We start from the raw sequence: 21541 nt of genomic DNA on the forward strand, positions 1-21541 counted from the left end.
CGCGTCAGCCCGCCTCCCTGCGGGCGCGCTCCGCCTGCCTCCGCGCCAGGTAGTGGCTCAGCAGCACCCATCCCCCCGCGACCGGCAGCATCATCAGCGACAGCCCCGCCGCCTTCACCCCGAGCGCCGACAGGCCCGACAGGGCCCACGCGCTCGCGGCGTCCCCGCCGCGGAACGCCACTGTGTCGATGAAGCTCTTCGCCTTGTACTTCTCCTCGCGCGCGACCACCGTGAACAGGATCTCCCGCGCCGGCCGGTCCACCGCATAGTGGATCGCCCGCCGGAGCCCCTGGAACGCGGCGATCATCCAGATCGTGGGCTGCGCCGCGAGCGCCGCGAACCCGACGCCCGTGACAACCGGGACGACAGCGAGCGCGACCCCGAGGCCCACCCGCGTCATGAGCCTCCCTGTCACGAGCACCTGCACGAGGATCGTGATCACGTTCACGGTGAGATCGATGGACGCGAACATCGCTGTCCGCCGCGCGGGATCCATCGATTGCGCGGAGACGATCCGCGCCTGCTCGAAGTAGAGCACCGTCGCGGTCACCGACAGGAAGAGCGTCTGCGCGCAGATCCCGAGCAGGTACGGCGACCGCAAAACGAGCGTCACCCCGCGGAGCGCGCCCCCGCCGATGCGCTCCTCCGCCGCGCTCCCGTCGGGCCCCGTCGCCCCGTCGCCGAGCTGGTCGGCGAGGCGGTTCAGCCGCCCCACGCAGAGCACGGCGAGCTCGAGCAGCGCCGCCGACAGCAGGAGGAGGTTCGCTGTCCCGATCTGCCGGGCCTGCGCGGCCGTGATGAACGAGCCGGCGAGCGCGCCGGCGCTGCCGCCGGCCGCGATGAAGCCGAAGAGGCGCTTGCCCTGCTCGCTGCGCCAGAGGTCCGCCATGAACCCCCAGAACACGGACACGGCGAACAGGTTGAAGACGCTCAGCCAGACATAGAAGACCTTGCCCACCTCCGCGCGCGGCGCGCCGAGCGAGAGCAGCCCGAAGAAGACGAGCAGGTTCGACGCGAAGAAGTGATAGACGATCGGGATGAACCGCCGCCGCGGCAAGCGCGCCACGAGCGCGGAGAACGCGGGCACGGCCGCGAGCATCGCCGCGAAGACGGCGGTGAACAGCCAGGGCAGCCTGTCCATCCCGCCGGAGATGCCCATCTCCTCGCGCACGGGGCGCATCACGTAGTAGCTGAACAGGAGACAGAAGAAGTAGGCGAAGCTCCACAGCAGCGCTGCGGCCTCGCCGTCCTTCACCTCGCAGATCCGCCGGAGCAGCGCGGTCGCCGGGCTCAACGGGACACCGCTCTTCCCGGGGCGAGGCAGCGCGGGGCGGGCTCCGTGAGGCGAGGCGACGGGCGCGGCATCGGCCGAACACTGCATGACAGCGCGCCGCGCATGTCAAGACGACCGCCGCCGGCACGAGCCCGGCAGAGCGCGGGCGGCTCGACACGACGCTCGCCCTCCGGCTGGACGAGCTCGGGGGGCGCTGTCTCCGGGCGGTCGAGCCCGGCGACGGCCGGTGAGACGATACTCATCGGATGAGCAGCGCTCGCGGCGAGAAGCGGCTAAGCTCCGGCCGCGCCAGCCCATGAAGTTCGTCCACGCCGCCGACCTCCACATCGACAGCCCGCTCCGCGGGCTCGGCCGTTATCCAGGCGCCCCTGTCGAGCAGATCCGCGGGGCGACCCGCCGCGCGCTCGAGAACCTCGTGAGCCTCTGCCTCACCGAGGAGGTCGACCTCCTGCTCCTCGCGGGCGACATCTACGACGGCGACTGGAAGGACTACAGCACGGGCCTGTTCTTCGCCGCGCAGCTCTCCCGCCTGCGCGCCGCCCGGGTGGAGGTCGTGCTCCTCTATGGCAACCACGACGCCGAGAGCAACATCACCCGTCACCTGGAGCTCCCCGAGAACGCCCGCCGGCTCGACCCGCGCCGCCCCGAGTCGGTCGTGTTCGACCGGCTCGGCGTCGCCGTCCACGGCCAGAGCTTCGCGACAAAGGCCGTCACCGACGATCTCGCGGCGGGCTACCCGGACGCGCACACCGGGCTCTTCAACATCGGCATGCTCCACACCTGCCTGGGCGGCCGCGAGGGCCACGACAACTACGCTCCTTGCAGCCTGAGCACCCTTGTCGGCAAGCGATACGACTACTGGGCGCTCGGCCACGTGCACACCCGCGAGGTGCTCTCCGAGGACCCGTACATCGCGTTCCCCGGCAACCTCCAGGGCCGCCACGCCCGCGAGACAGGCGAGAAGGGCGCCCTCCTCTGCACGGTGGACGAGGGCCGCATCACCTCGGTCGAGCACCGCGCCCTCGACGTCGTGCGCTGGTGCGCCTGCGAGGTCGATCTCTCCCCGGCCGCGAGCGCCGACGACATCGTGGATCTGACGCGGGAGCAGCTCGAGCAGCGCGTCGCCGAGGCGGACGGGCGCACGCTCGCCGCGCGGGTGATCCTGTGCGGCGCGACCCCCGCCCACGCCGCGCTGCGCGCCGATTTCGAGCGCTGGACGGGGCAGATCCGCGCGATCGCCAACGACCTCGGCGGCGGGCTCTGGATCGAGCGCGTGCTCTCCCGCACGCTCGCCCCGATCGAGGTGGGCGCGCTCGAGGAGCGGGACGACGCCATCGGCCAGCTCACGCGGTCGCTGCGCGCGCTCCGCGAGGACGAGGTGGGCCTGTCCTCGCTGCTGCGCGAGTTCGCGAGCCTCAAGAACAAGCTCCCCGCCGAGGCGCGCGAGGCCGACGACGCGATCCGCCTCGACGATCCCGCGTTCCTGCGCGAGGCGCTCGACGACGTGGAGCACACGCTGATCTCGCGGCTGCTCGGCGCCGGCGAGCCGCCCTGATCGCCCGCCCTGATCCGTCGAGAGCGCGCCCCGGGCGACCCCGCTCAGCCCGCCGAGCGGGCCGTCCGGGCGTAGGCGCGCAGCACCTCGGCCACGCTCCACGCCTGCGCCACGCACCCGCGGGGCGTGAACGGCGGCTCGGCGTCGAAGATCTCGCTGATCGACCCGGCGCAGGCCTCGTCGAGGTGCGGCGGGAAGCCCGCGAGCAGGCTCCGCGCCCCGGCGAGATCGGCGGGATACACCTTCAGCCAGGCGTCGACGAACGGGCCCATGAGCCACCCCCACACGGTGCCCTGGTGATAGGCCAGGTCCCGCGCGCGGAGGTCGCCGAAATACTTGGGCTTGTAATCCGGGTGCCCCGGGGCGAGCGACCTGAGGCCGACGGGCGTCCACAGCCGCTCCTTGACCTGGTCGACGATGCCCTTCCAGCGGGCGGGATCGAGCACCGGGTTCGGCAGCGAGATCGAGAAGATCTGGTTCGGCCGGAAGGCGTCGTCCGTGCCCTGCTCGCCGTCGATCAGATCGTAGAGATAGCCCTTCTCCTCGCTCCAGAAGCGCTGGTTGAACGACGCCTTGGCCCTGTCGGCCGCCGCGCCGTGGCGCTGCGACGCGGCGTCGCCCTCCGACTCGCGCACCCAGCGCTCCATCAGGCGGAGGGCGTTGTACCAGAGCGCGTTGATCTCCACCGCCTTTCCCCGGCGGGGCGTGACCACGTAATCGCCGACCTTCGCGTCCATCCAGGTGAGCTGATAGCCCTCCTCGCCCTGGCGCACGAGGCCGTCCTTCGGGTCGACGCCGATCCCGAAGCGCGTCCCGCGGGTGTGGTGCTCGACGATATCGGTCAGCGTGGGCAGGATGAACCGGAGCGTCTCGCGATCGCCGGTGTACGTGAGGTAGCGATCGAGCGCGTGGAAGAACCAGAGGGTCGCGTCGGCTGTGTGATAGAGCCCGTCGTTCTTGCCCTCCGGGAACATGTTGGGGATGAGCCCGTGCTTCACGTAATGGGCGAACGTGCGCAGGATATAGCCCGCCTCTGTGTGGCGCCCGGTGACGAGCGTCAGCCCTTCCAGGCTGATCATCGTGTCGCGGCCCCAGTCGGTGAACCAGTGGTATCCCGCGATGACGGTGCGCACCTCGTCGCCGCCGGCCCGGGCGCGGGCGGCGTCCTCGACGCGGCCGGCGGGCGTGATGAGGAACTGGTCGGCGCCGAAGATGAGCTCCGCCGGCGGCCCGGAGCGGACCTCGGGCGCCGCGGCGAGCAGGAGCCGGGTCCGGCGCTTGCGCTCGGCGCGCTGCACCTCCTCCGTGGAGAGGGCGTTGATCGTCTCCCACGCCTCGGTCGAGGCGACCAGGGTCACGCTGCCCGAGACCGGGAGCTCGAGGCTGAAGCGACCCGGGCTGTAGAACTCGCCGACGGCGTCGTATCCGCGGCTCTGCTCGATCCGGTAGCGCACGTTGCGCAGCCGGGCGCTCTCGATCCTGAACTCGGCGCGCGCGCCCTGGACCTGGAGCCGGAGCGGCGGGAGGTCGCTCGGCGAGGCGAGCTCGTAGCGGTCCTCGACCACGGTCAGCGCATAAGGCCCCGCCACCGGCCGGTCGAGCGCGCCCTCGTGGGGGCGGAAGTTCACCCACGGCTGGAGCTCGATCCGGACCGGCCCAGCCCCCTCGAGGAGCGTGTACGTGACGTGGACCGTGTTCTGCCCGTGGGGCAGGAGCAGGCGCCGCTCGAAGACCATCCCCGCGCCCTCGTAGCGCCACACCGGCAGCCCGGCCTCGAGGCGGAACTCGGCGAGATCGATGACCTCCGCCGAGGTCTCGTCGAGCCACGGCTCCTGCCCGCCCACCTGGTACACCTTGCCGTCCGGGGTGACGACGCGGATGCTCAGATCGCTGAGCATCATGGTGCGGCCGAGCGGCGCGGGCAGCGCGGAGATCAGCAGTCCATGGAACCGACGGGTCACGGCGCCGGAGATGGTGCCCGACGCATAGCCGCCCAGGCCGTTCGTGACGAGCCACTCCCGCGTGAGCGGATCCGAGCCGTGCTCCGCGTCGTCGTGCGTGGCGGGGGCGGTGCCCCGGGACCAGACCATCATCCGGCAGATCTCGTCAGCGTACATTCTTCTCGGGCTCCTCGGGGCGAGGGTTGGCGCTCGTCTTCTCGGGCACCGGCGCTCCGACCACGGGGTGGAGGAGGATCGCCGCTTCGCCCGGGATGTGGACGCCATCCTCGGTCATGACTGGTGGACTGCCTTGCCCCCCGTAAGAGGGGGATTCGCTGGACCACGACGTCTCCCAGCGGCGCCCCGGCGGCGGGGCGAAGAGCGGCTCCGGCAAGGACCCTCGATGGATGTCCCGCCCGAGGTTGACGAGGAGCAGCCGATCGTCGCCGTCGTCGCCGAAGTAGCGGAGGAGGAAGGCCTGGTCGGCGAGGACGGCCCCGTCCACGCCGCGCGGGCGCTGGGCCGAGATCACGGGATCGCGCCGGCGCAGCGCGATGAGGTCCGCGTGGAGGGCGTAGAGGCCCGCGTTGCGCTCGCGCTCGGAGAAGTCGAGCTTGCAGCGCTCGAACGTCGCCGGGTCGGCCGGATCGTCGAGGCGCGCGCTCACCTCGGGCGCGGCGCACGAGGGGAACTGCGTCAGGAACTCCGCCCTGCCTTTGCGCACGAGCGGCGCGAGCTCGGCGTTGTGGTCGGCGAAGAAGAGGAACGGCGCCGAGGACCCGAACTCCTGCCCTTGAAAGAGCATGGGCGTCCCCGGGGCGAGGAGCAGGAGCGCCGTCATCGCCCTGAATTTTCCGTGGGACGCGAGGTGGTAGAGCCGCTCGCCCTTCGCCGTGTTGGCGACCTGATCGTGGTTCTCCAGGAAGAGGACGAAGCGGGCCGGATCCATGCCGAGCGCCGGCGTGCCTCGCCGCTGCTTCTGCCATTCATAGCGCTGCCCCTGGAAGAGGAACCCGTATTTCAGGGCGGAGATGAACTCCTGGGGCGAGCCCTGGTGATCCGTGTAGTAGGCCTCGTTATGGCCGGTGAGCGCCACCTTGGCGCTGTGGTGGAAGTCGTCGTTCCACATGGCGTCGAGCCCGTAGCCGCCCCGATCGGCGGCGCGGATCAGCCACTCTTCCTGCGACTCGTTCTCGGCCACGATGAACATCGCCTTGCCCCCCGCGGCCTCCCGGACGCGGCGCGCGATCGCGGCGAGGATGTGGTCCTTCGAGCCGTCGTAGATGTTCTGCGTCGCGTCGAGCCGGAGCCCGTCCAGGTGGAACTCGTCGATCCAGTAACCGGCGTTGGCGATGAAGTACTCCCTCACCGCCTCGGAGCGCGGGCCGTCGAAGTTGATCGCGGCGCCCCAGTCCGTCTTGTGCCGCTCGGAGAAATAGTCCTTCGAGAACTCACCGAGGTAATTGCCGTCCGGCCCGAGGTGGTTGTAGACGACATCGAGGATCACGCCGATCCCGGCGCGGTGCGCCGCGTCGACGAAGCGGCGGAGATCGTCGGGGCTGCCGTAGAGGCGCGTCGGCGCGAACAGGTTCACGCCGTCGTAGCCCCAGTTGAACCGGCCGGGGACCTCGTTCACCGGCATCAGCTCGATCAAGGAAATGCCGATCCGGGCGAGCTCGGGCAGCTCGCGGGCCGCGGCCTCCCAGGTGCCTTCCCGGGTGAACGTGCCGACGTGCATCTCGTAGACGACTTGCCCCTTCAGCGGGGCTCCCCGGAAGCCGGCGTCGCTCCAGGCGAACGCGCCCGGGTCGACCACCTCCGAGGGCCCGTGCGGTCCTTCCGGCTGCGCGCGCGAGGCGGGGTCGGGATAGAGCTTCTCGCCGTCGTCGAGCCGGAAGCGGTAGCGGGTGCCGCTCGCGGCCGCGGGGACGAGCCCCGCGAAGTAGCCGCCCTCCTCGGGCCGCAGCACGGCGGCCTCGCCGCTCCCGGGGCCGGCCTCGAGCACGACCTCGACCCTGCGCCGGGCCGGCGCCCAGACGCGGAAGTGCACTCCTTTTCCGGCGAGCACCTCGGCGCCCACGGGCAGCCGCCTGTCCTTCTTGATTTCCCGCATTGGGATGAATTCTAGAGCCAACGCAGGTGACGTCCAGCATCCATGGGTTCGAACGTCCCCTTTGTAGCGCTTGATCGCCTGGCAAGCGGACGACACCTACGGAGTCACCTGAGAAGGTTCGGGGATCGACTGACGATGACATGCATCGCAGGGGAGATGGCAAGTCTTGCGCACGACAAGCAGCTGTGGAGCCCGGCCATGCTGGCGGGCTCCGATCGAGAAGAGCGGTGGATTCGCTTCATCAGGAAGCGCCGAGCGGAGTGGGCTGAGACGACGCGAGAGCGTGGACGGGCCGCGAGCAGCGCGAGGCAGAGCTACGGGTGGGCGATGACAACGAGCGTGCGCGCGCGCCGGAGCACGCAGCGCAGCGCGCGCTCCAGCGTCTCGGGGTCGAGCGCCGCGAAGCTCTCGTCGAGCACGACGACCTCGGCGCCCTGGAGCAGCGCGCGCGCGATGTAGAGCCGGCTCCGCTCGCCGTGCGAGAGCTGCCAGCCCGTCTCGCCCACGAGCTGCTCCAGCCCTCCCGGCATCCGGCCGAGCAGCTCGCCGAGGCCGAGCTCGTGGCAGATCGCCTCGGCCTCCTCGGTGTCGCCGGGCCCCGGCGGCCAGCGCCTGCCCATCAGCAGGTTGTACGCGAACGTCCCGGCGAGGACGTGGTTCTCGTGGAACTGCGGCGCCGCCGCCACGCGGCGGCGCCACGCGGCGGCGCCCAGCATGTGGCGGTCGAGCCCGTTCAGCAGGAGCAGCCCCGCGTCCGGCGCGCGAAGCCCCGAGAGCAGGGCGCTCAGCGTCGACTTCCCTCCCCCCGAGGGCCCCTCGAGCAAGATGCGATCGCCCGCCGCGATCCGCAGCGAGACGTCCGTCACGGCGGGGCGAGCCCTGCCCTTGTGCCGGAAGGACAGCTCGTGCGCCTCCAGGACCGGCGCGCGGACCTCCACGTCACGCGCGCTGTCCGGGCCGGTCGCGTCCCCTGGCACGCGCTGTGGTGACCGCCCCGCGTCGGGCGGCAGGGGCGGCGGCGGCGTCCCGCCGCGGGAGGCCGCCTGGAAGAGCGTGGAGACCTGCTCCCACGCGATCGCCGCGCTGGCGAGGCTCGACAGGCCGGCCGACAGCCCCTGGAGCGAGCGGCTCGCGAGCAGGACGCCGCCCAGCGCCACCGCGTACGCCCCGGTGGAGCCGGAGCCCGCGAGGAACGGCGGCAGCAGGCCGACGATGCCCGCGATGAGCCAGCCCCGCGGCATCAGCGCGCCGATCTCGATCTGGCTCCTGTCGAGCTCGCGCGATCGCAGCAGGTACTGCGAGAGCGCCTCGTCCTCGCCGTGGTGCCAGCGGCCGTGGCGCTCCTGGGCGAGGCGGGTCCGGTGGCCGACCAGGCGCTCGATGAGGTCGTGGGTCATCGCGAGCCGCGCGGCGGTCCAGCGCGCGCGACGCCGGTAGAAGCGCACGCAGAGCGCGATGACAAGCGCCGCCCAGGCGACGAGCAGGAGCGCGTGGGTCGCGCCGGCCGCCCCCTGAGCGAGCACGACCGCCGCCGCGGCGAGCTCGAACGCCGACGCGACGGCCGCGACGCCGCCGCCCATCGCGAGCGCCTCGATCGCCTCGGACTCGATCACGCGGCCGAGGAAGCGGCCTGCGCCCTCGCTGCGCACCTCCTCGGCGTCGAGCGCGAGCGCGCCCGCGAGCAGGCGCTGCTTGATCAGCGCGCTCGAGTCGATCGCGGCCACGCCGGAAAGCCACGCCATGAGCTGGCGCAGCGGGACCACCGTCGCGAGCAGCAGCGCGCCGGCGACGAGCCACCCCTCGTCGAGGTGATCGTCGAGGATGCTGCGCCCCACGGTCATCCACACCAGGATCCAGAGCGTGTAAGCCGACACGTGGGCGACGAGCAGGCCGAGGAGGCGGCGCGGGATCCGCGCGGCCGCGATCTGCCGCCGGAACGACGCGCCCGGCGGCAGGCGCAGGCTCCAGATGCCGTCGAGGATCACCGGCCCGAGGCGCTCGCGGAGCAGGGCCCGCCGCGCGCGCCCGAGCCGGCGCGGCCGAACGCCGGCGCGCGCGAGGACGCGATCGATCTCCGGGAGCACCTGCGCCTCGAGCGGGCGGGAGACGCGGCCGGCGATCGCCGCGACGGGCACGCGCGCCGTGGAGCGGTCGGCGCGGAGCACAAGGAGGTCCCGCCCGCTGCGCCCCGCGACGGCGAGGAAGCGGGGCGCCTCGCCGCCGCGCAGCCACACGAGCGCGGGCGCCACGCGCGGGAGCGCGGCGTCGACCTCGTCGTAGCGCGCCGCGATCGGCTCCGCCTCGACGCCGAGGTAGCCCGCGGCCTGATCGATCCACGCCCCGAGCGCGTCGGCGCTGCGGAGGTGGCCGGCTGTCGGGATGGGCGCCGCGACAGCGCGCGGGCGGAGGCCGCCCTGCAGCGCGAGCGCCTCGAGCGCGTCGCCGAGGCGCTCGGCGGGCCACTCGAGGGCTCCGAGCGCGTCGACCGCCTCGTCCGGCCGAGCGCCCCACCCGCGCAGCGCCTCCGCCGTCATCCCCGCTCGCCCTCGGCCGGCGCCGCCGCGCCCTCGGCGATCCGCCCGCGCACGACCTTCACCCTGCGCCACCCGCCGCTCGACCAGAGCCCTCGCTGCACGGCCGCCTCGGCGTCCAGCAGCGCGCTGTAGCGCGAGCCGGGCCGCGCCGCGAGCTCGTCGGGCGCCCCGTCCTCGACGACGCGCCCGCCGTCCACGACGAGCACGCGCTCGAACGAGCGCGTCTCGCCGACGTCGTGGGTGACGCACAGGATCGTCGCGCGGCGAAAGCGCCGCCGCGCCCGGGCGAGCAGCGCCCGGCGGCGCTCCCTGTCGAGGCCGCGGAACGGCTCGTCGAGGATCGCGAGCCGCGCCTCGCTCCGCATCATCGCCCGGCCGAAGCGCACGCGCTGCCCCTCGCCGCCGGAGACGAGCCCTCCGCCCTCGCCGAGCAGGGTCTTCTGCCCTTCCGGCAGCCGCTCCAGCACCTCGCGCAGCTCGGCCTCCTCGACGACAGGGCCGAAGTCGGCCGCGTCGTCGGGCGCGCCGTAGCGCAGGTTGTCGAGGAACGACCGGTTCCAGATCTGGATCGCCGGGTCGACCCACGCCGTCTCCTCGCGCAGCGCGCGCAGCCGCTCGCCGTCGAGCGGGCGGCCGTCGACGAGGACCCTCCCCTCGCTCGCCCTGTGCCACCCGAGCAGGACCCCGACGAGGCTCGACTTCCCCGCGCCCGACGGCCCCACGATCGCCACATGGCTGCCCGCCGCGATCTGGAGATCGACAGCGTCGAGGATCACGTGACCGGCGGCCTGGATGCGCACGCGCTCGAAGGCGATCGCGCAGCCCGCGCCCCCGGCTCCGGCCTGCGCTGGCGACGGCGTCGCCGCGCCGGGCGCGTCGCCGGCGCGCGACTCCTCGGGCGCGCCGAGCGGCTCGAGCAGGCGCAGCGCCGTGTTCCGGTGCGCCGGGTACTGGAGCAGCGTGCTCGCGAGCGCCTGCCCGATGGCCGGCAGCGCGAGGGCCCAGTAGAAGAGCAGGAGCGCCCGCGAGAGCGCGCCCCCGCGGGCGAGGAAGTCGCCGAGGATCCACGCGGCGAGCGCGAAGCCGAGCAGCGCCTGCGCCCCGTCGACGGCGAGGGCCGCGCGGAGCAGCGCGCGGCCGGCGAGCGCCCACTCCCCGAGCAGGCCCGCGTGCTGGCGCCGCACGGCCCGCTCCGCCGCGTGCGCCCGGATCGGCACGAGGCCGAGGAGGGCGTCGAGGTAGAAGCTCGTGAGCGCGCCGGCGTGGGTGCGGACGCGCAGGTCGCGCTCGACGAGCACGCGGCTCCCCGCGAGCGGCAGCGCCAGCGCCAGCGCGGCGCACGGCACGGCGAGGCGCGCGCTCGCGGGATCGATCCAGACGATCGCCGCCGTGGTCACCGCGAGATCGAGCGCCGAGCGCGCGAGCTGGCCGCCGAACGCCGGCAGGCCGCGGAGCACGTGCAGGCTGTGGCCGCGCTGCGCCATGTCCGAGGCCGGACGGCTGTGGAAGTAGCGATCGCCGATGCGCGGGATCTTCGAGAGGAACGCCATCCGCAGCCGGACCTCGAGGTGGCGCCCGAGCCGGATCACCCCCGTTGTCAGCGAGAGATCGATGGCGAGCTCGACCGCGAGGAACAGGGCGAGGGCGGCGATGGCGGCGAGGCGCTGCTCGAACAGCGCGAGATCATTGGAGATCTGGAGCAACCCGCGGAAGAGGAGGCTCTCCAGCACCACCGTCGCGACGCTGAGCGCGAGCGCGCCGGCGAGCACCGCGGGCGTCAGCAGCCCGTCCTCGCGGATCATCCGGAGGAGCTCGCGCCCGGGTCGGACCTTTGGCTCCGCGAGGGCGGCGGCGAGGTCGGGGGCGAGGCGCACGCCGGCGTGAGGGGCCGCCTCGCCGGGAGGCGGCGGCGCGGGCGCGGCGGCTCCCGGCGCGCCGCCGCGGCCTCCCGGGGCGCGGGCGTGGCTGGGCGGGCGCCGCCCGCGGATCCGCACGAGCACGGCGCCCCGCGCGACGACGAGCTCCTCCCCGCGCGGGCCGGCCGGCCCCTGGCGCGCCGTCCAGAAGGCGGGCGGGATCCTCTCCTCCCCAGCGGCCGCGGGCCCCTTCTCGAGCAGCGCGCCCAGCACGCGGGCGGCCTCGCGACCGCGGCCGAGGCCGCCGGAGCGCACGAGGGACGTCACAAGGCGCGCGCCGGCGTCGAGCGCCGCGATCGCGCGCCACCCCGGGTCCGAGAGCGCCGCCTCGAGCGGCTGCGTCCCCGCGCCGAGCCAGGCGAGCCGGCGCCCGAGCGGCCGCGTGAACCCGTCGCTCGCCGCCCAGGCGCGGAAGTCCGCCGCGGCCATGGGCAGCTCGTGCTGGTAGAGCTCGCCTTCGAGCTGCCGTCGCGTCACCCAGCGCCGCCCCGTGCCCGGGTCCATGACCTGGACGAGGCCGCCGTGCCGGCGCCAGATCACGACGAGGTGCAGCGGCCCTGTCGACTGCCGCACGATCGCCAGCGCGGGCAGCGCCTGGGCCTCGTCGAGCAGCACGTGCTCGGGCGGGACGAGGATCTGCTGGGCAACGAGCCCGAGCTGCTCCGCGAGGTCCTCCAGCGTGTCGATGGAGGTGCCGTCGACGTCGGTCTGGCAGGCCTCGCGCAGGCGCCCGTAGCTCACGTCGATGCCGAAGCCCTCGAGCACGCACTTGAGCGTGGCCGGCCCGCAATCCATCGCCGACGTCTGCACGACCTCCGGCGCGAGGAGCCTCCGCCTCGGGCCCGACGCTCGGCGAGGGCGATCGGCGCTCGCGGCCCGCTCCGCCGCAAATCGGGGATCGTCCGTCGTCCCCTCCGTCACCCGCCCGCTCCGCCGCGGACCCTCACGATCTGCCCTGCGGCCCGCAGCACGAGCGAGGCCGGCGAGACGCGCTCCGTCTCGATGACGACGCTGCCGGGGAGCCCGTGTTGCATCGGGATCGGCGACGCCGGGTCGGGGCGCACGCCGAGCTCCACGCGGATTCGGCCCTCCTGCGTCTCGCTGGCGACGCGCTCGACCGTCGTGGCCAGGGTGCCGTACTCGGTCCAGGGGAACGCATCGAGGCGCAGGCGTCCCTCCTGCCCCGCGCCGATCCGGCCGACGGACGAGGGCGGGAACTCCGCGATCACCCTGAGCTCGCCGGGCGGCACGACGGCGGCGACGACGTCTCCTTCGCGCACGAAGGAGCCGGCCCGCAGCACCGAGATCTCGCCGACCCGACCGGCGATCGGCGAGCGGATCTTGCGCCGCTCGATCTCGGCGAGCAGCCCCTTGATCGCCGCCTCCAGCACGAGCCGCTCGCCCTCGAGCGAGGCCGCCTCGCGGTCGAGCCGCGCGAGCTCGGCCTCCTGCTCGCCTTGCCCGGCGCGCCGCTCGACGTAGGCCCGCGCTGCGGCGCGGTCGAGCGCCTCGGTCGCCGAGCGCCTCGACAGCGCCTCGGCCGCGAGCCGCGCCGCGTCGGCCTCCGACACGAGCCCGTCCTGCCGCAGGCGCACGGCCCGCGCCGCCTCGAGCTCCTGGAAGCGCGCGCCCGCCTCGGCCTCCCGGATCCGCGCCTTCGCCTCGTCGACGTGCGCGCGCGCCGCCTCCGCCCCGTCGCGCAGCGCCCGCGCCCGCGCCGCGATCTCGGCCCGGAGCGGATCCATCTGCCCGGCGATCGCCGCGAGCCGGGCCTGCTTGTCGTCGATCTCGCGGCGGAGCGGCTCCACGTCGAGCTCGATCAGGACGTCGCCCGCGGCGACGTCGGCCCCGAGGTCGAGGTGGACGGCGGCGACCCTCCCGTCGAGCGGCGCCTCGACCCGGTGCGCTGCTTGCCCCACCTCGAGGCGCGCGCTCACGCTCGCCTCGTACCGCCCGACGCGGGCGAGGAAGAACCACGCGAGCCAGGCGATGAGCAGGAGCGCCCCGATCGCGGCGCCGGCGATCGAGCCGCGGTGGCCGTCGGTTGCGATCGCGTGGATCGAGCGTGAGAACCCGGCGGGCATGGGGGGTCGAGCAAAGTACCACGGGCGAAGCAGGCTCAGGAAGTCACGCCCTCGCCCGGGTGAGGTCATCGAATATAGCAAAACTTAACGTGCAATGCGGGTCGACCGGATGAATGCTGCCTCGGCGGCTCCGCCGCATGGCAATCCAACCATCTGGAGGTTCCCATGGCCGATATCGATCGTGATCCCGAGCAGACCGAGCAGACCGAGCAAACCGAGCAGGTCCCCTTCTTCGCTCGCTTCCTGGAAGACCAGAAGCGCGTCCGGACCGGCGTCAAAGCCGGCGGGGGCCCCGTCACGATGAAGTACCCCTCGGACAACGAGGATGGCGGCGGCGGCAACGTCACGCTCAAGTACCCCTCCGACAGCGACGAAGACGTGAACGTGAAGTGAGCCGCGAGCAGCGCGCCGCGGAGCGCTCGATCGCCGCGGGGCGCAACGATACGCGACCCCACGAAACGACACGCGCCCACACGCGTCCAACCGCATCCCCCCTCAACACTACTTAACAATAACCAACAAGACACAGCCGGACACCCGCGATCGTGGAAGACAGCCGCAACAGCGGAATCGTGTCGCCGCGACAGTACCCAGCGTGTCCGCGGACTTGCGCGCCGGCTGATTGCCATTTAAATAGGATCTCTTCTCTTCGGCGGGTCCGCCGAAGCAATCTGGAGGTTTCTTATGGCTGATGTCGATCTCCGCGAGCCCGAGCAGCAGGAGCAGGAGGAGAACGCCGAGGCGGTGCCCTTCTTCGCTCGCTTCCTGGAAGACCAGAAGCGCGTCCGGACCGGCGTCAAGGCCGGCAAGGTCGCCACGACGCTGAAGTACCCCTCGGACAACGAGGACGGCGGCGGGGGCGGGGGCGACCCCATCGCCACCACGCTGAAGTACCCGTCGGACGGCGACGAGACCTGAGCGCCGGATGAGCCGCCCGCGCCCTTGCGAGAGAGGCATCCTGACGTGACGACAGCGGGCGCGAGCGTCCTCCTGGTCTCGCATTCCCAGGACGACTTCGGGATCGGGCGCGTGGCGGACGCGCTGCGACGGCGCGGCGCTCGCCCCGTCCGCCTGAACGTCGACCGGTTTCCTCGCGACATCGCCCTCTCGACGGCGCTCGGGGCCGGCGGCGTACGCCGCCGCCTGGAGGACGCCGGGGCCGCGCTCGACGGAGACGAGATCTCCGCCGTCTGGCTCCGGCGCCTCTGGGCGCCGAGCCTCGGCGAGGGCATCCCCGAGGCGTACCGCGCCGCCTGCGTGCGCGAGTCGATGGCGACGCTGATCGGCTGGCTGGGCGGGCTGCCCGCGCGGCGATGGATCAACGAGCCGGCGGCCGAGGAGCGCGCCCAGGACAAGCTGCGCCAGCTCGCGGTGGCCGCGTCGGTCGGCCTGCGCATCCCCGAGACGCTGGTGACGAACGACGCGGCCGAGGTCCGCGCCTTCTTCGCGCGCCTCGGCGGCGGCATGGTCGCCAAGATGCTCACGCCCTTCTCGATGAGCCTCGCCGGCGGCGCGCCCTTCGTCTTCACGCACGCCGTCTCGGCGGCCGATCTCGACGCCCTCGCCGGCCTGCGCCAGAGCCCCATGGTCTTCCAGGAGCGCATCCCCAAGGCGCGCGAGCTGCGCGTCGTCTGCGTCGACGGCCGGTGCTTCCCCGGCGCGCTCGACGCCTCGCGCTACGAGTCGATCGCTGTCGACTGGCGCCACCCGGCCGTCAGCCATGCCGGCATCGGGTGGGAGCAGGACGCGCTCCCGCCCGACGTCGAGGCGCAGCTCGGCGCGCTCCTGCGCGCGCTCGGCCTTGTCTTCGGGGCCGTCGACCTCATCCGGACGCCGGACGGGGAGCACGTCTTTCTCGAGGTCAACCCCGCCGGTGAGTGGGGCATGCTGGAGCGGGATCTCGGCCTGCCGATCGCCGATGCGCTGGCGGAGGCCCTGCTCGCTCCGACGGAGAGCCCGTGACAGTCCTCATCATCACGCACAGCCAGGACAACGAGTGTGTCGACCGCGTCGCCGCCGCGATCGCCAGGCTGGGCGACCGGGCCTTCCGCTTCGACACCGACGCTTTCCCGCACGGGGCGCGGCTCGCGCTCGCCTCGGGGCCCGGCGCCGGCCGCTCCACGCTGCGCGCGCCGGGCGCCGGGGGGGGCGAGCTCGATCTCGGCGACGTGACAGCCGTCTGGTATCGCCGGGTCGCTCACGGCGGCGGGCTGCCCGCGTCGATGGACCCGCAGCTCCGGAGCGCGTCGATCCAGGAGGCGAAGCAGACCGTGGAGGGCATGCTGGCGGCGCTCCGCGTCCCGCAGGTCGACCCCCTGCCGGCGGTGCGCTTCGCGTCGAACAAGCAGGTGCAGCTCGACATCGCGCGCGAGGTCGGGCTCGACACGCCGCGCACGCTCACAACCAACGACGCCGACGCCGCGCGCGCCTTCGCCGCCGCCTGCCCCGGCGGGGTGATCGCCAAGATGCTCTCGTCGTTCGCCGTCTACCGCGAGGGCGAGGAGCACGTGGTCTTCACGAACGCCCTCGGGGCCGAGGACCTCGCGGACATGCGGGGGCTCTCGCTCTGCCCGATGACCTTCCAGGAGAAGATCCCGAAGGCGCGCGAGCTGCGGGTGACCGTCGTCGGCGAGCGCGTCTTCTCGGCCTCGGTCGACTCGCAGGCGGCGCCTGGCGCCGAGATCGACTGGCGACGGCAGGGGATCGAGCTCATCGATACCTGGCGCAAAGACGCGCTCCCGCCCGACGTCGAGGCCGGGGTGCTCCGGCTCATGGATCGACTCGGCCTCAACTACGGCGCCATCGACATCCTCCGCACGCCGGACGGACGGCACGTCTTCCTCGAGGTGAATCCTTCCGGCGAGTTCTTCTGGCTGGAGAGGACCCCCGGGCTCCCGATCAGCGAAGCGCTCGCCGAGGTGCTGCTCGGCAAGGCGCCGCGCCGCGGCTCGTGGAGCGCCTTCCTGCATCCGCCGGCGACGCAGCGCCGCTGAGCCGGACGCGCGGCCCGCCCGCCTGCTGGTTCCAGCGCGGCCCGCCTGCCATCTCGAGCGAACCGACAGCCGCAGCACAGCGAAGAGCGCCTTGACAACGCGCGGAGGTTTCGCACTTGCTATCCGTTCAGGGGCGAGCGCTGCCCCTGCGCCCGGCCGGCGACCTCGTGAAGATCCTAGAGCTCCACCTCCTCGCGTTCGGTCCCTTCACGGATCTCCGGCTCGACTTCTCCGCCCCGTCGCCGGGCCTCCACCTCATCTACGGCCCCAACGAGGCCGGCAAGAGCACCGCGCTGCGGGCGATCCGCGGCCTGCTCTACGGCATCCCGCACATCACCCCGGACGCCCACCTCCACCACAACACCGATCTGCGCGTCGGCGGCCGGCTCGCGAGCCGGGGCGACACGGCCGTCGCGCTCGTCCGCCGCAAGGGCCGCGTGAAGACGCTCCGCGACCCGGACGACAACCCCCTCGACGACGCCGCGCTCGCGCCGGTGCTCGGCGGCGTCACCGAGGAGCTGTTCCGCACCTCCTTCGGCCTCGATCACGACACGCTCCGGCAGGGCGCCGAGGCGCTGCTCCAGGGCAAGGGCGACGTCGGCCAGAGCCTGTTCGGCGCCGGCCTCGGCGGGCCGGGGCTCCAGCAGCTCCTCACCACGCTGCGCCAGGAGGCCGACGAGATCTTCACGCCCCAGGCGAGGACCCGCCCGCTCAACGAGGCGATCAAGGCCTTCGAGGAGGCGCGCAACAAGGCGAAGGGCGCCGCGCGGCCGCCCGCGGACTGGACGCGCAAGCGGCAGGAGATCGACGAGGCCCGCGCCGAGCAGGAGCGCGTCGACGCCGAGCTGCGCGCGACGCGCGCGACCGACAAGCGGCTGCGGCGCGCGCTCCGCGTGCTCCCGCTGCTGGAGGCGCGGCGCGCGATCCTCGGCCGGCGCGCCGCGCTCGGCGACGTCGTCCTCCTGCCCGAGGGCGCGCAGCGCGACCGCGAGGACGCGCAGGACCGCGCCGCCGACGCGGCCGCCCAGGCCGAGCGGCTCCGCGCCGACATCGAGGAGCTCGAGGCCCGCCACGCCGCGCTGCACGTCCCCGCGTCGCTCGCCGAGCTCGATCCGGGCGTGATCGACGGCCTCGTCACCCGGCTCGGGAGCCACCGCAAGGCCGCCGTCGACCTGCCGCGCGTCCGGGCCGAACTCCACGGCCTGGAGGAAGAGGCGCGCGCGATCCTCCGCCGGCTCGGGCGCGACGCCTCGCTCGTGGACGGCGCCGAGCCCGCGCGGCTCGAGGCGATGCGCGTCGACGTCGCGACCGAGGCGCGCATCAAGCGGCTCGCCCGCGATCGCGGCGCCGTCGAGGCCAAGCCGCGCGAGGTCGAGCGGCTGCTCGCCGCGCACCGCGCCCGGCGCGACGCCTGCGCGCGCCGGCTGGCTGAGCTGCCGCCGGGCGAGGACCCGGCCCCGCTCCGGGGCGCGCTCTCGCGCGCGCAGAAGCAGGGTGACCTCGAGCAGCGCCTGCGCGACGCCGCCGCCGCGGCGGCGCGGCTCGCCCGCGAGGCCGACGCGCAGCGCGACCGGCTCGGCCTCGGCGCGGCCGGCGCGGCCGGCTCCCCCGCGCAGCGGCCGCTGTCCGCCGCCGAGGCGAGCGCCCTGCCCGTCCCGCTGCCCGAGACGGTCGACCAGGCGGCCGCGCAGTGGGGCGCCCTCGCCCGCGAGCGGGAGCGGCTCGGCGAGCGCGCCGCGGAGATCGAGGCGCGCCTGCGCGAGAGCGCGCGCGAGATCGACGCCCTCCAGCGCGCCGGCGCCGTGCCCACGGAGGCCGACCTCACCGAGGCGCGCGAGCGCCGGGACGCCGCCTTCAAGGCGCTGCTGCGCGCCCTCCAGTCGAAGGGGAGCGCCCGCGCCACGGCGGCGGCCATCCACACCGCCTCGCTCTTCGACCTCGGCAAGGACGCGCCCGCCTCGCCCGGCGCGGGGCGGCGGCCGTCGCTCACCGCGCGCGACGAGCCGCCCGCGGCGAGCCGCGCGAAGCCCGACGAGTACGCCGAGCTGGTGCGCGTCGCCGACGCCCTCGCCGACCGGCTGCGCCGCGAGGCCGACAGGGTCGCGCGCCTCGCGCGGCTGCTCGCGGACAAGGCGCGCGCCGAGGCCGATCAGGCGCAGCTCGCCGCCGAGCGCGCCGCGCTCGCGCGCCGCGCCGACGAGGCCGAGGCCGCGTGGGTCGCGCTGTGGCGGCCCGCGGGGGTCGCGCCGCGCTCGCCCGAGGAGATGCGCGGCTGGCTCGGCCGCTACGCGGGCCTGACCGCCACGGTCGACCGCCTGCGCGCCGCGGAGGCGGAGGCCGAGGCGCTGCGGGCGCGGATGCAGGCGCACGCGGCCGAGCTCCACGCGGCGATCCAGGGCGCGCGCGCCGGCCTGCCCCTGACCGGCGCGCCCGACGACGCGGCCGCGCGCCTCCCGGCGCTCGTCGAGGCCGCGGAGCAGGAGCTCGCGGCCATCGAGCTCGCCGCCCGCGAGCGCCGCGACCGCCTCCGGGAGCGCAAGGAGCTCGAGCGCGAGCTCGAGGACCTCGAGCGCGAGCGGGCAGAGCACGCGCGCGCGCTCGAGGCGTGGCGGGCCGAGTGGGAGGACAGCGTGCGGCTGCTCGGCCTGCCCGGCGACGCGTCCACGGACGAGGCCACGGCGATCCTCGACGAGCTCGGCGCGCTGTTCCGCAAGGCCGACAGCGCGGCCCACGAGCGCCGGCGCGTGCGCGGCATGGAACGCGACGCCCTCGCGTTCGCGGAGGACGTCGCGGAGCTCGCGTCCCGGCACGCGCCGGACCTCGCCGCCCTGCCGGCGGATCAGGCCGCCGATCAGCTCGTCAAGCGCCACCACAAGGCGCGCGCCGACCTCCGCGAGCGCGGCGAGATCGCGCGCAGCCTCGCCGACAAGCGCCGCGAGCTCGACCAGCAGGAGGCGCGCCGCGCGGCCGCCGAGGCGCGCCTCGCGAAGCTCCTCGAGGCGGCGGGCGTCGCGCGCACCGGCGACGCAGCGGCCGACCTCGCCGCGCTCTCCGTGGCGGAGGAGCGCTCGCGCGAGGCGCGCCGCCTCGATCGCGAGCTCGTCGAGAACGAGGGCAAGCTCCTCGAGGCGGGCGAGGGCGCCGGCATCGCCGCGCTGGAGCAGGAGACCGCGGGGGCGGAGCGGGACGCGCTCGCGCTGGAGCTCGACAGCGCGGAGGAGCGCCTCGCGTCGCTCGAGGACGAGCGGCGCCGGATCGACAGGGCGCTCGGGAGCCTCGAGCAGGAGCGCGAGCACCTCCGGGCGACGGTGGGCGCCGCCGAGGCCGCCGTCGAGGCGCAGATCTGCCTGTCGCACCTGCGCGGCGAGGTGCGCCGCTACGTCAGGGCGCGCCTCGCCGCGGTGCTGCTCGAGCGGGAGATCGAGCGGTACCGCGAGCGCAACCAGGGCCCGATCCTGGCGCGCGCGAGCGCGCTCTTCCACCGCCTGACGCTGGGCGCCTTCGCGGGCCTGCGGGTGGGCTACGACGAGAGCGAGCAGGCCGTCCTCCGCTGCGTCCGCGCGGCCCCCCCGGCCGCGGGCGCGGGCTCCGCCGCGGCGCCGTCGTCCGCGCCCGACGGCGCCGCGGCGGAGCCAGCGAAGGCCCCCGTGCAGCGCGAGGTGGACGTGAGCGGCCTGAGCGACGGCACGCGCGACCAGCTCTACCTCGCGCTGCGGCTCGCGAGCCTCGAGCACCACGCCCGGACGGGCGAGCCGATGCCGCTCATCCTGGACGACCTCCTCATCCACTTCGACGACGACCGCGCCCGGGCTGCCCTCGCGGTGCTCGGCGAGCTGACGGCGACGACGCAGGTCCTGTTCTTCACGCACCACGCGCGCCTCTGCGAGCTCGCGCGGGAGGCGGTGCCGGCCGAGGTCCTCCGCGAGCACCGGCTGCGGTGAGGGGCTCCTCGGATCGGCGCGCCGGCGGCCCTCGGCGACGATCGGCGTGTACCGCTGCATCAGCTCCGCCAGGGCGGCCTCGTCGGCGGTCGCCGGATCGAGGTCGAGCGACGCGACCATCGCCTCCAGGAACGCGGTGGTGATCCTCGAGCGGCGCCGCCCTCGGTGGCGTAGTCTCGAAGGAGCACGTGTTCTTCTGCTATCCGTCGGACGAGGTCGTCGCCGTTCCACGACGGACGCCAGAGCGCGCTTCAGGAGTCCCCACAAGACGATGAAATTCACGCGACTATCGCTGTCGGCCGTTTTTGTCGCAATGGCAACGCGCACCGTCGTCGCTGTCGGTGCAGGCGGATGCGCCGACTGCGACCTACCGTGCAACGCTCCAGAAGAGTGCCCTTTGACGTACCTCGCATGCAGCAACGGTGTTGCTGGAAAAGCCCGCGGATGCTCGGACTTCGGCTGCTGCTGGGAAGGGGATGAGCTATGCGAAGAGGCGTGCGACGAGCTTGGTGCATCCGTTGTGCGCTGTTCACCCGTGGATGACCCGGGTGAGGCACCGTAGCGCAGCGCGCGAGACGGACGGGACGGCTCGCCTCTCGGCCCGTGGCCGCGCGGCAGCGATCGCCCGCATGGCAAGGCCGGCACGGGTCGCCGCTGTCGACGCCGGTCTCCCCGCGGCCGGTGTCCCGCGCGCCATCCCGCCGCGCGGGCGCCCTTGTCCCAGATCGCGCCGGGTGGCTCCGTCCTCCCGGCTCACGACGTGAACAGCCAGGCGATGCTCGCCGCGCCGAACACGAAGAGCGCCGCCGTGAACACCAGGATCGCCGTCCGGTCGGGCCGGTACGCCCCCCGCTCGATATCGCTGTACGCGCGCAGGTACCGCACCGCGGCCCACGCGATCATCGCCATCCCGAGCAGGACCATCCCCGCGCCCAGGCCGACGACCTCGCGCAGCAGCGACCGCGACCCGACCGGCGCGACCCCGGGCTCCGCCTCGAGGAAATACAGGCTGAACCGGTTGAGCGTGATGCCGAAGCTGAGCAGCGCGATCGCCGTGCGCACGTAGGCGAGGTGCGTCCGCTCGTTGGCCAGGTGCTCGCGCGCGTAGGCCTCGGTCCGCTTCACGCTCCCGTCGTCGGCCATGGCGTGACCATGGAGACGGTCCCCCGCG

Annotated in this window: 13 protein-coding genes; 6 read left to right on the forward strand and 7 right to left on the reverse strand. The window is 74.1% G+C overall.

Going from position 1 to position 21541, the window contains the following annotated elements:
* Positions 1–4: 4 nt before the first annotated feature.
* Complete coding sequence (locus tag WMF42_RS35360; protein ID WP_437687445.1) at positions 5–1294, reverse strand: NTP/NDP exchange transporter; 1290 nt, start codon at positions 1292–1294, stop codon at positions 5–7.
* A gap of 295 nt (positions 1295–1589) precedes the next feature.
* Here WMF42_RS35360 and WMF42_RS35365 point away from each other — a divergent pair, with 295 nt between their 5' ends.
* The gene (locus WMF42_RS35365; protein WP_061611705.1) at positions 1590–2849 is read left to right on the forward strand and encodes a metallophosphoesterase family protein; all 1260 of its coding nucleotides are present in this window, start codon (positions 1590–1592) and stop codon (positions 2847–2849) included.
* A gap of 44 nt (positions 2850–2893) precedes the next feature.
* On the opposite strand, the gene WMF42_RS35370 is transcribed toward WMF42_RS35365, so the two are convergent.
* The 5 genes from WMF42_RS35370 to WMF42_RS35390 all read right to left on the reverse strand — a co-directional run bounded on the left by WMF42_RS35370 (position 2894) and on the right by WMF42_RS35390 (position 13436).
* Positions 2894–4966 carry an amylo-alpha-1,6-glucosidase gene (locus WMF42_RS35370; protein WP_437687448.1) on the reverse strand — a complete coding sequence of 691 codons (2073 nt, stop codon included), beginning with the start codon at positions 4964–4966 and terminating at the stop codon, positions 2894–2896.
* Entirely contained in the window at positions 4956–6902 is a 1947-nt protein-coding gene (gene treZ / locus WMF42_RS35375; RefSeq protein ID WP_061611703.1) for a malto-oligosyltrehalose trehalohydrolase, read from the reverse strand. Before treZ ends, WMF42_RS35370 begins: the two co-directional genes overlap by 11 nt.
* Before the next feature lie 314 nt (positions 6903–7216).
* Positions 7217–9436: an ATP-binding cassette domain-containing protein gene (locus WMF42_RS35380; protein WP_437687450.1), complete on the reverse strand. Its 2220-nt coding sequence runs from the start codon at positions 9434–9436 to the stop codon at positions 7217–7219.
* Complete coding sequence (locus WMF42_RS35385) at positions 9433–12273, reverse strand: ATP-binding cassette domain-containing protein (protein ID WP_437687452.1); 2841 nt, start codon at positions 12271–12273, stop codon at positions 9433–9435. The genes WMF42_RS35380 and WMF42_RS35385 overlap by 4 nt, the downstream gene beginning before the upstream one ends.
* Positions 12270–13436, reverse strand: a complete 1167-nt coding sequence (locus WMF42_RS35390) for an HlyD family secretion protein (protein ID WP_437687454.1) — start codon at positions 13434–13436, stop codon at positions 12270–12272. The genes WMF42_RS35385 and WMF42_RS35390 overlap by 4 nt, the downstream gene beginning before the upstream one ends.
* Before the next feature lie 165 nt (positions 13437–13601).
* Here WMF42_RS35390 and WMF42_RS35395 point away from each other — a divergent pair, with 165 nt between their 5' ends.
* The 5 genes from WMF42_RS35395 (at position 13602) to WMF42_RS35415 (ending at position 20370) form a co-directional block, all read left to right on the forward strand.
* Complete coding sequence (locus WMF42_RS35395; RefSeq protein ID WP_434043074.1) at positions 13602–13829, forward strand: microviridin/marinostatin family tricyclic proteinase inhibitor; 228 nt, start codon at positions 13602–13604, stop codon at positions 13827–13829.
* A 291-nt stretch (positions 13830–14120) separates the two neighbouring features.
* Positions 14121–14354, forward strand: a complete 234-nt coding sequence (locus WMF42_RS35400; RefSeq protein ID WP_437687457.1) for a microviridin/marinostatin family tricyclic proteinase inhibitor — start codon at positions 14121–14123, stop codon at positions 14352–14354.
* Positions 14355–14399: 45 nt separating this feature from the next.
* Complete coding sequence (locus WMF42_RS35405) at positions 14400–15398, forward strand: MvdC family ATP-grasp ribosomal peptide maturase (RefSeq protein WP_437687459.1); 999 nt, start codon at positions 14400–14402, stop codon at positions 15396–15398.
* Positions 15395–16429 (forward strand): MvdD family ATP-grasp ribosomal peptide maturase, encoded by a 1035-nt coding sequence (locus WMF42_RS35410; protein ID WP_061613011.1) that lies wholly within the window; start codon positions 15395–15397, stop codon positions 16427–16429. Before WMF42_RS35405 ends, WMF42_RS35410 begins: the two co-directional genes overlap by 4 nt.
* 116 nt (positions 16430–16545) lie before the next feature.
* The gene (locus WMF42_RS35415) at positions 16546–20370 is read left to right on the forward strand and encodes an AAA family ATPase (protein ID WP_437687461.1); all 3825 of its coding nucleotides are present in this window, start codon (positions 16546–16548) and stop codon (positions 20368–20370) included.
* Positions 20371–21123: 753 nt separating this feature from the next.
* Here WMF42_RS35415 and WMF42_RS35420 read toward each other — a convergent pair.
* A complete protein-coding gene (locus tag WMF42_RS35420; protein WP_061613111.1) occupies positions 21124–21513 on the reverse strand; it encodes a YidH family protein in 390 nt (129 codons plus the stop codon).
* Positions 21514–21541: the final 28 nt, after the last annotated feature.

Source organism: Sorangium sp. So ce176, assembly GCF_051519835.1.
GTDB lineage: Bacteria > Myxococcota_A > Polyangia > Polyangiales > Polyangiaceae > Sorangium > Sorangium cellulosum_G.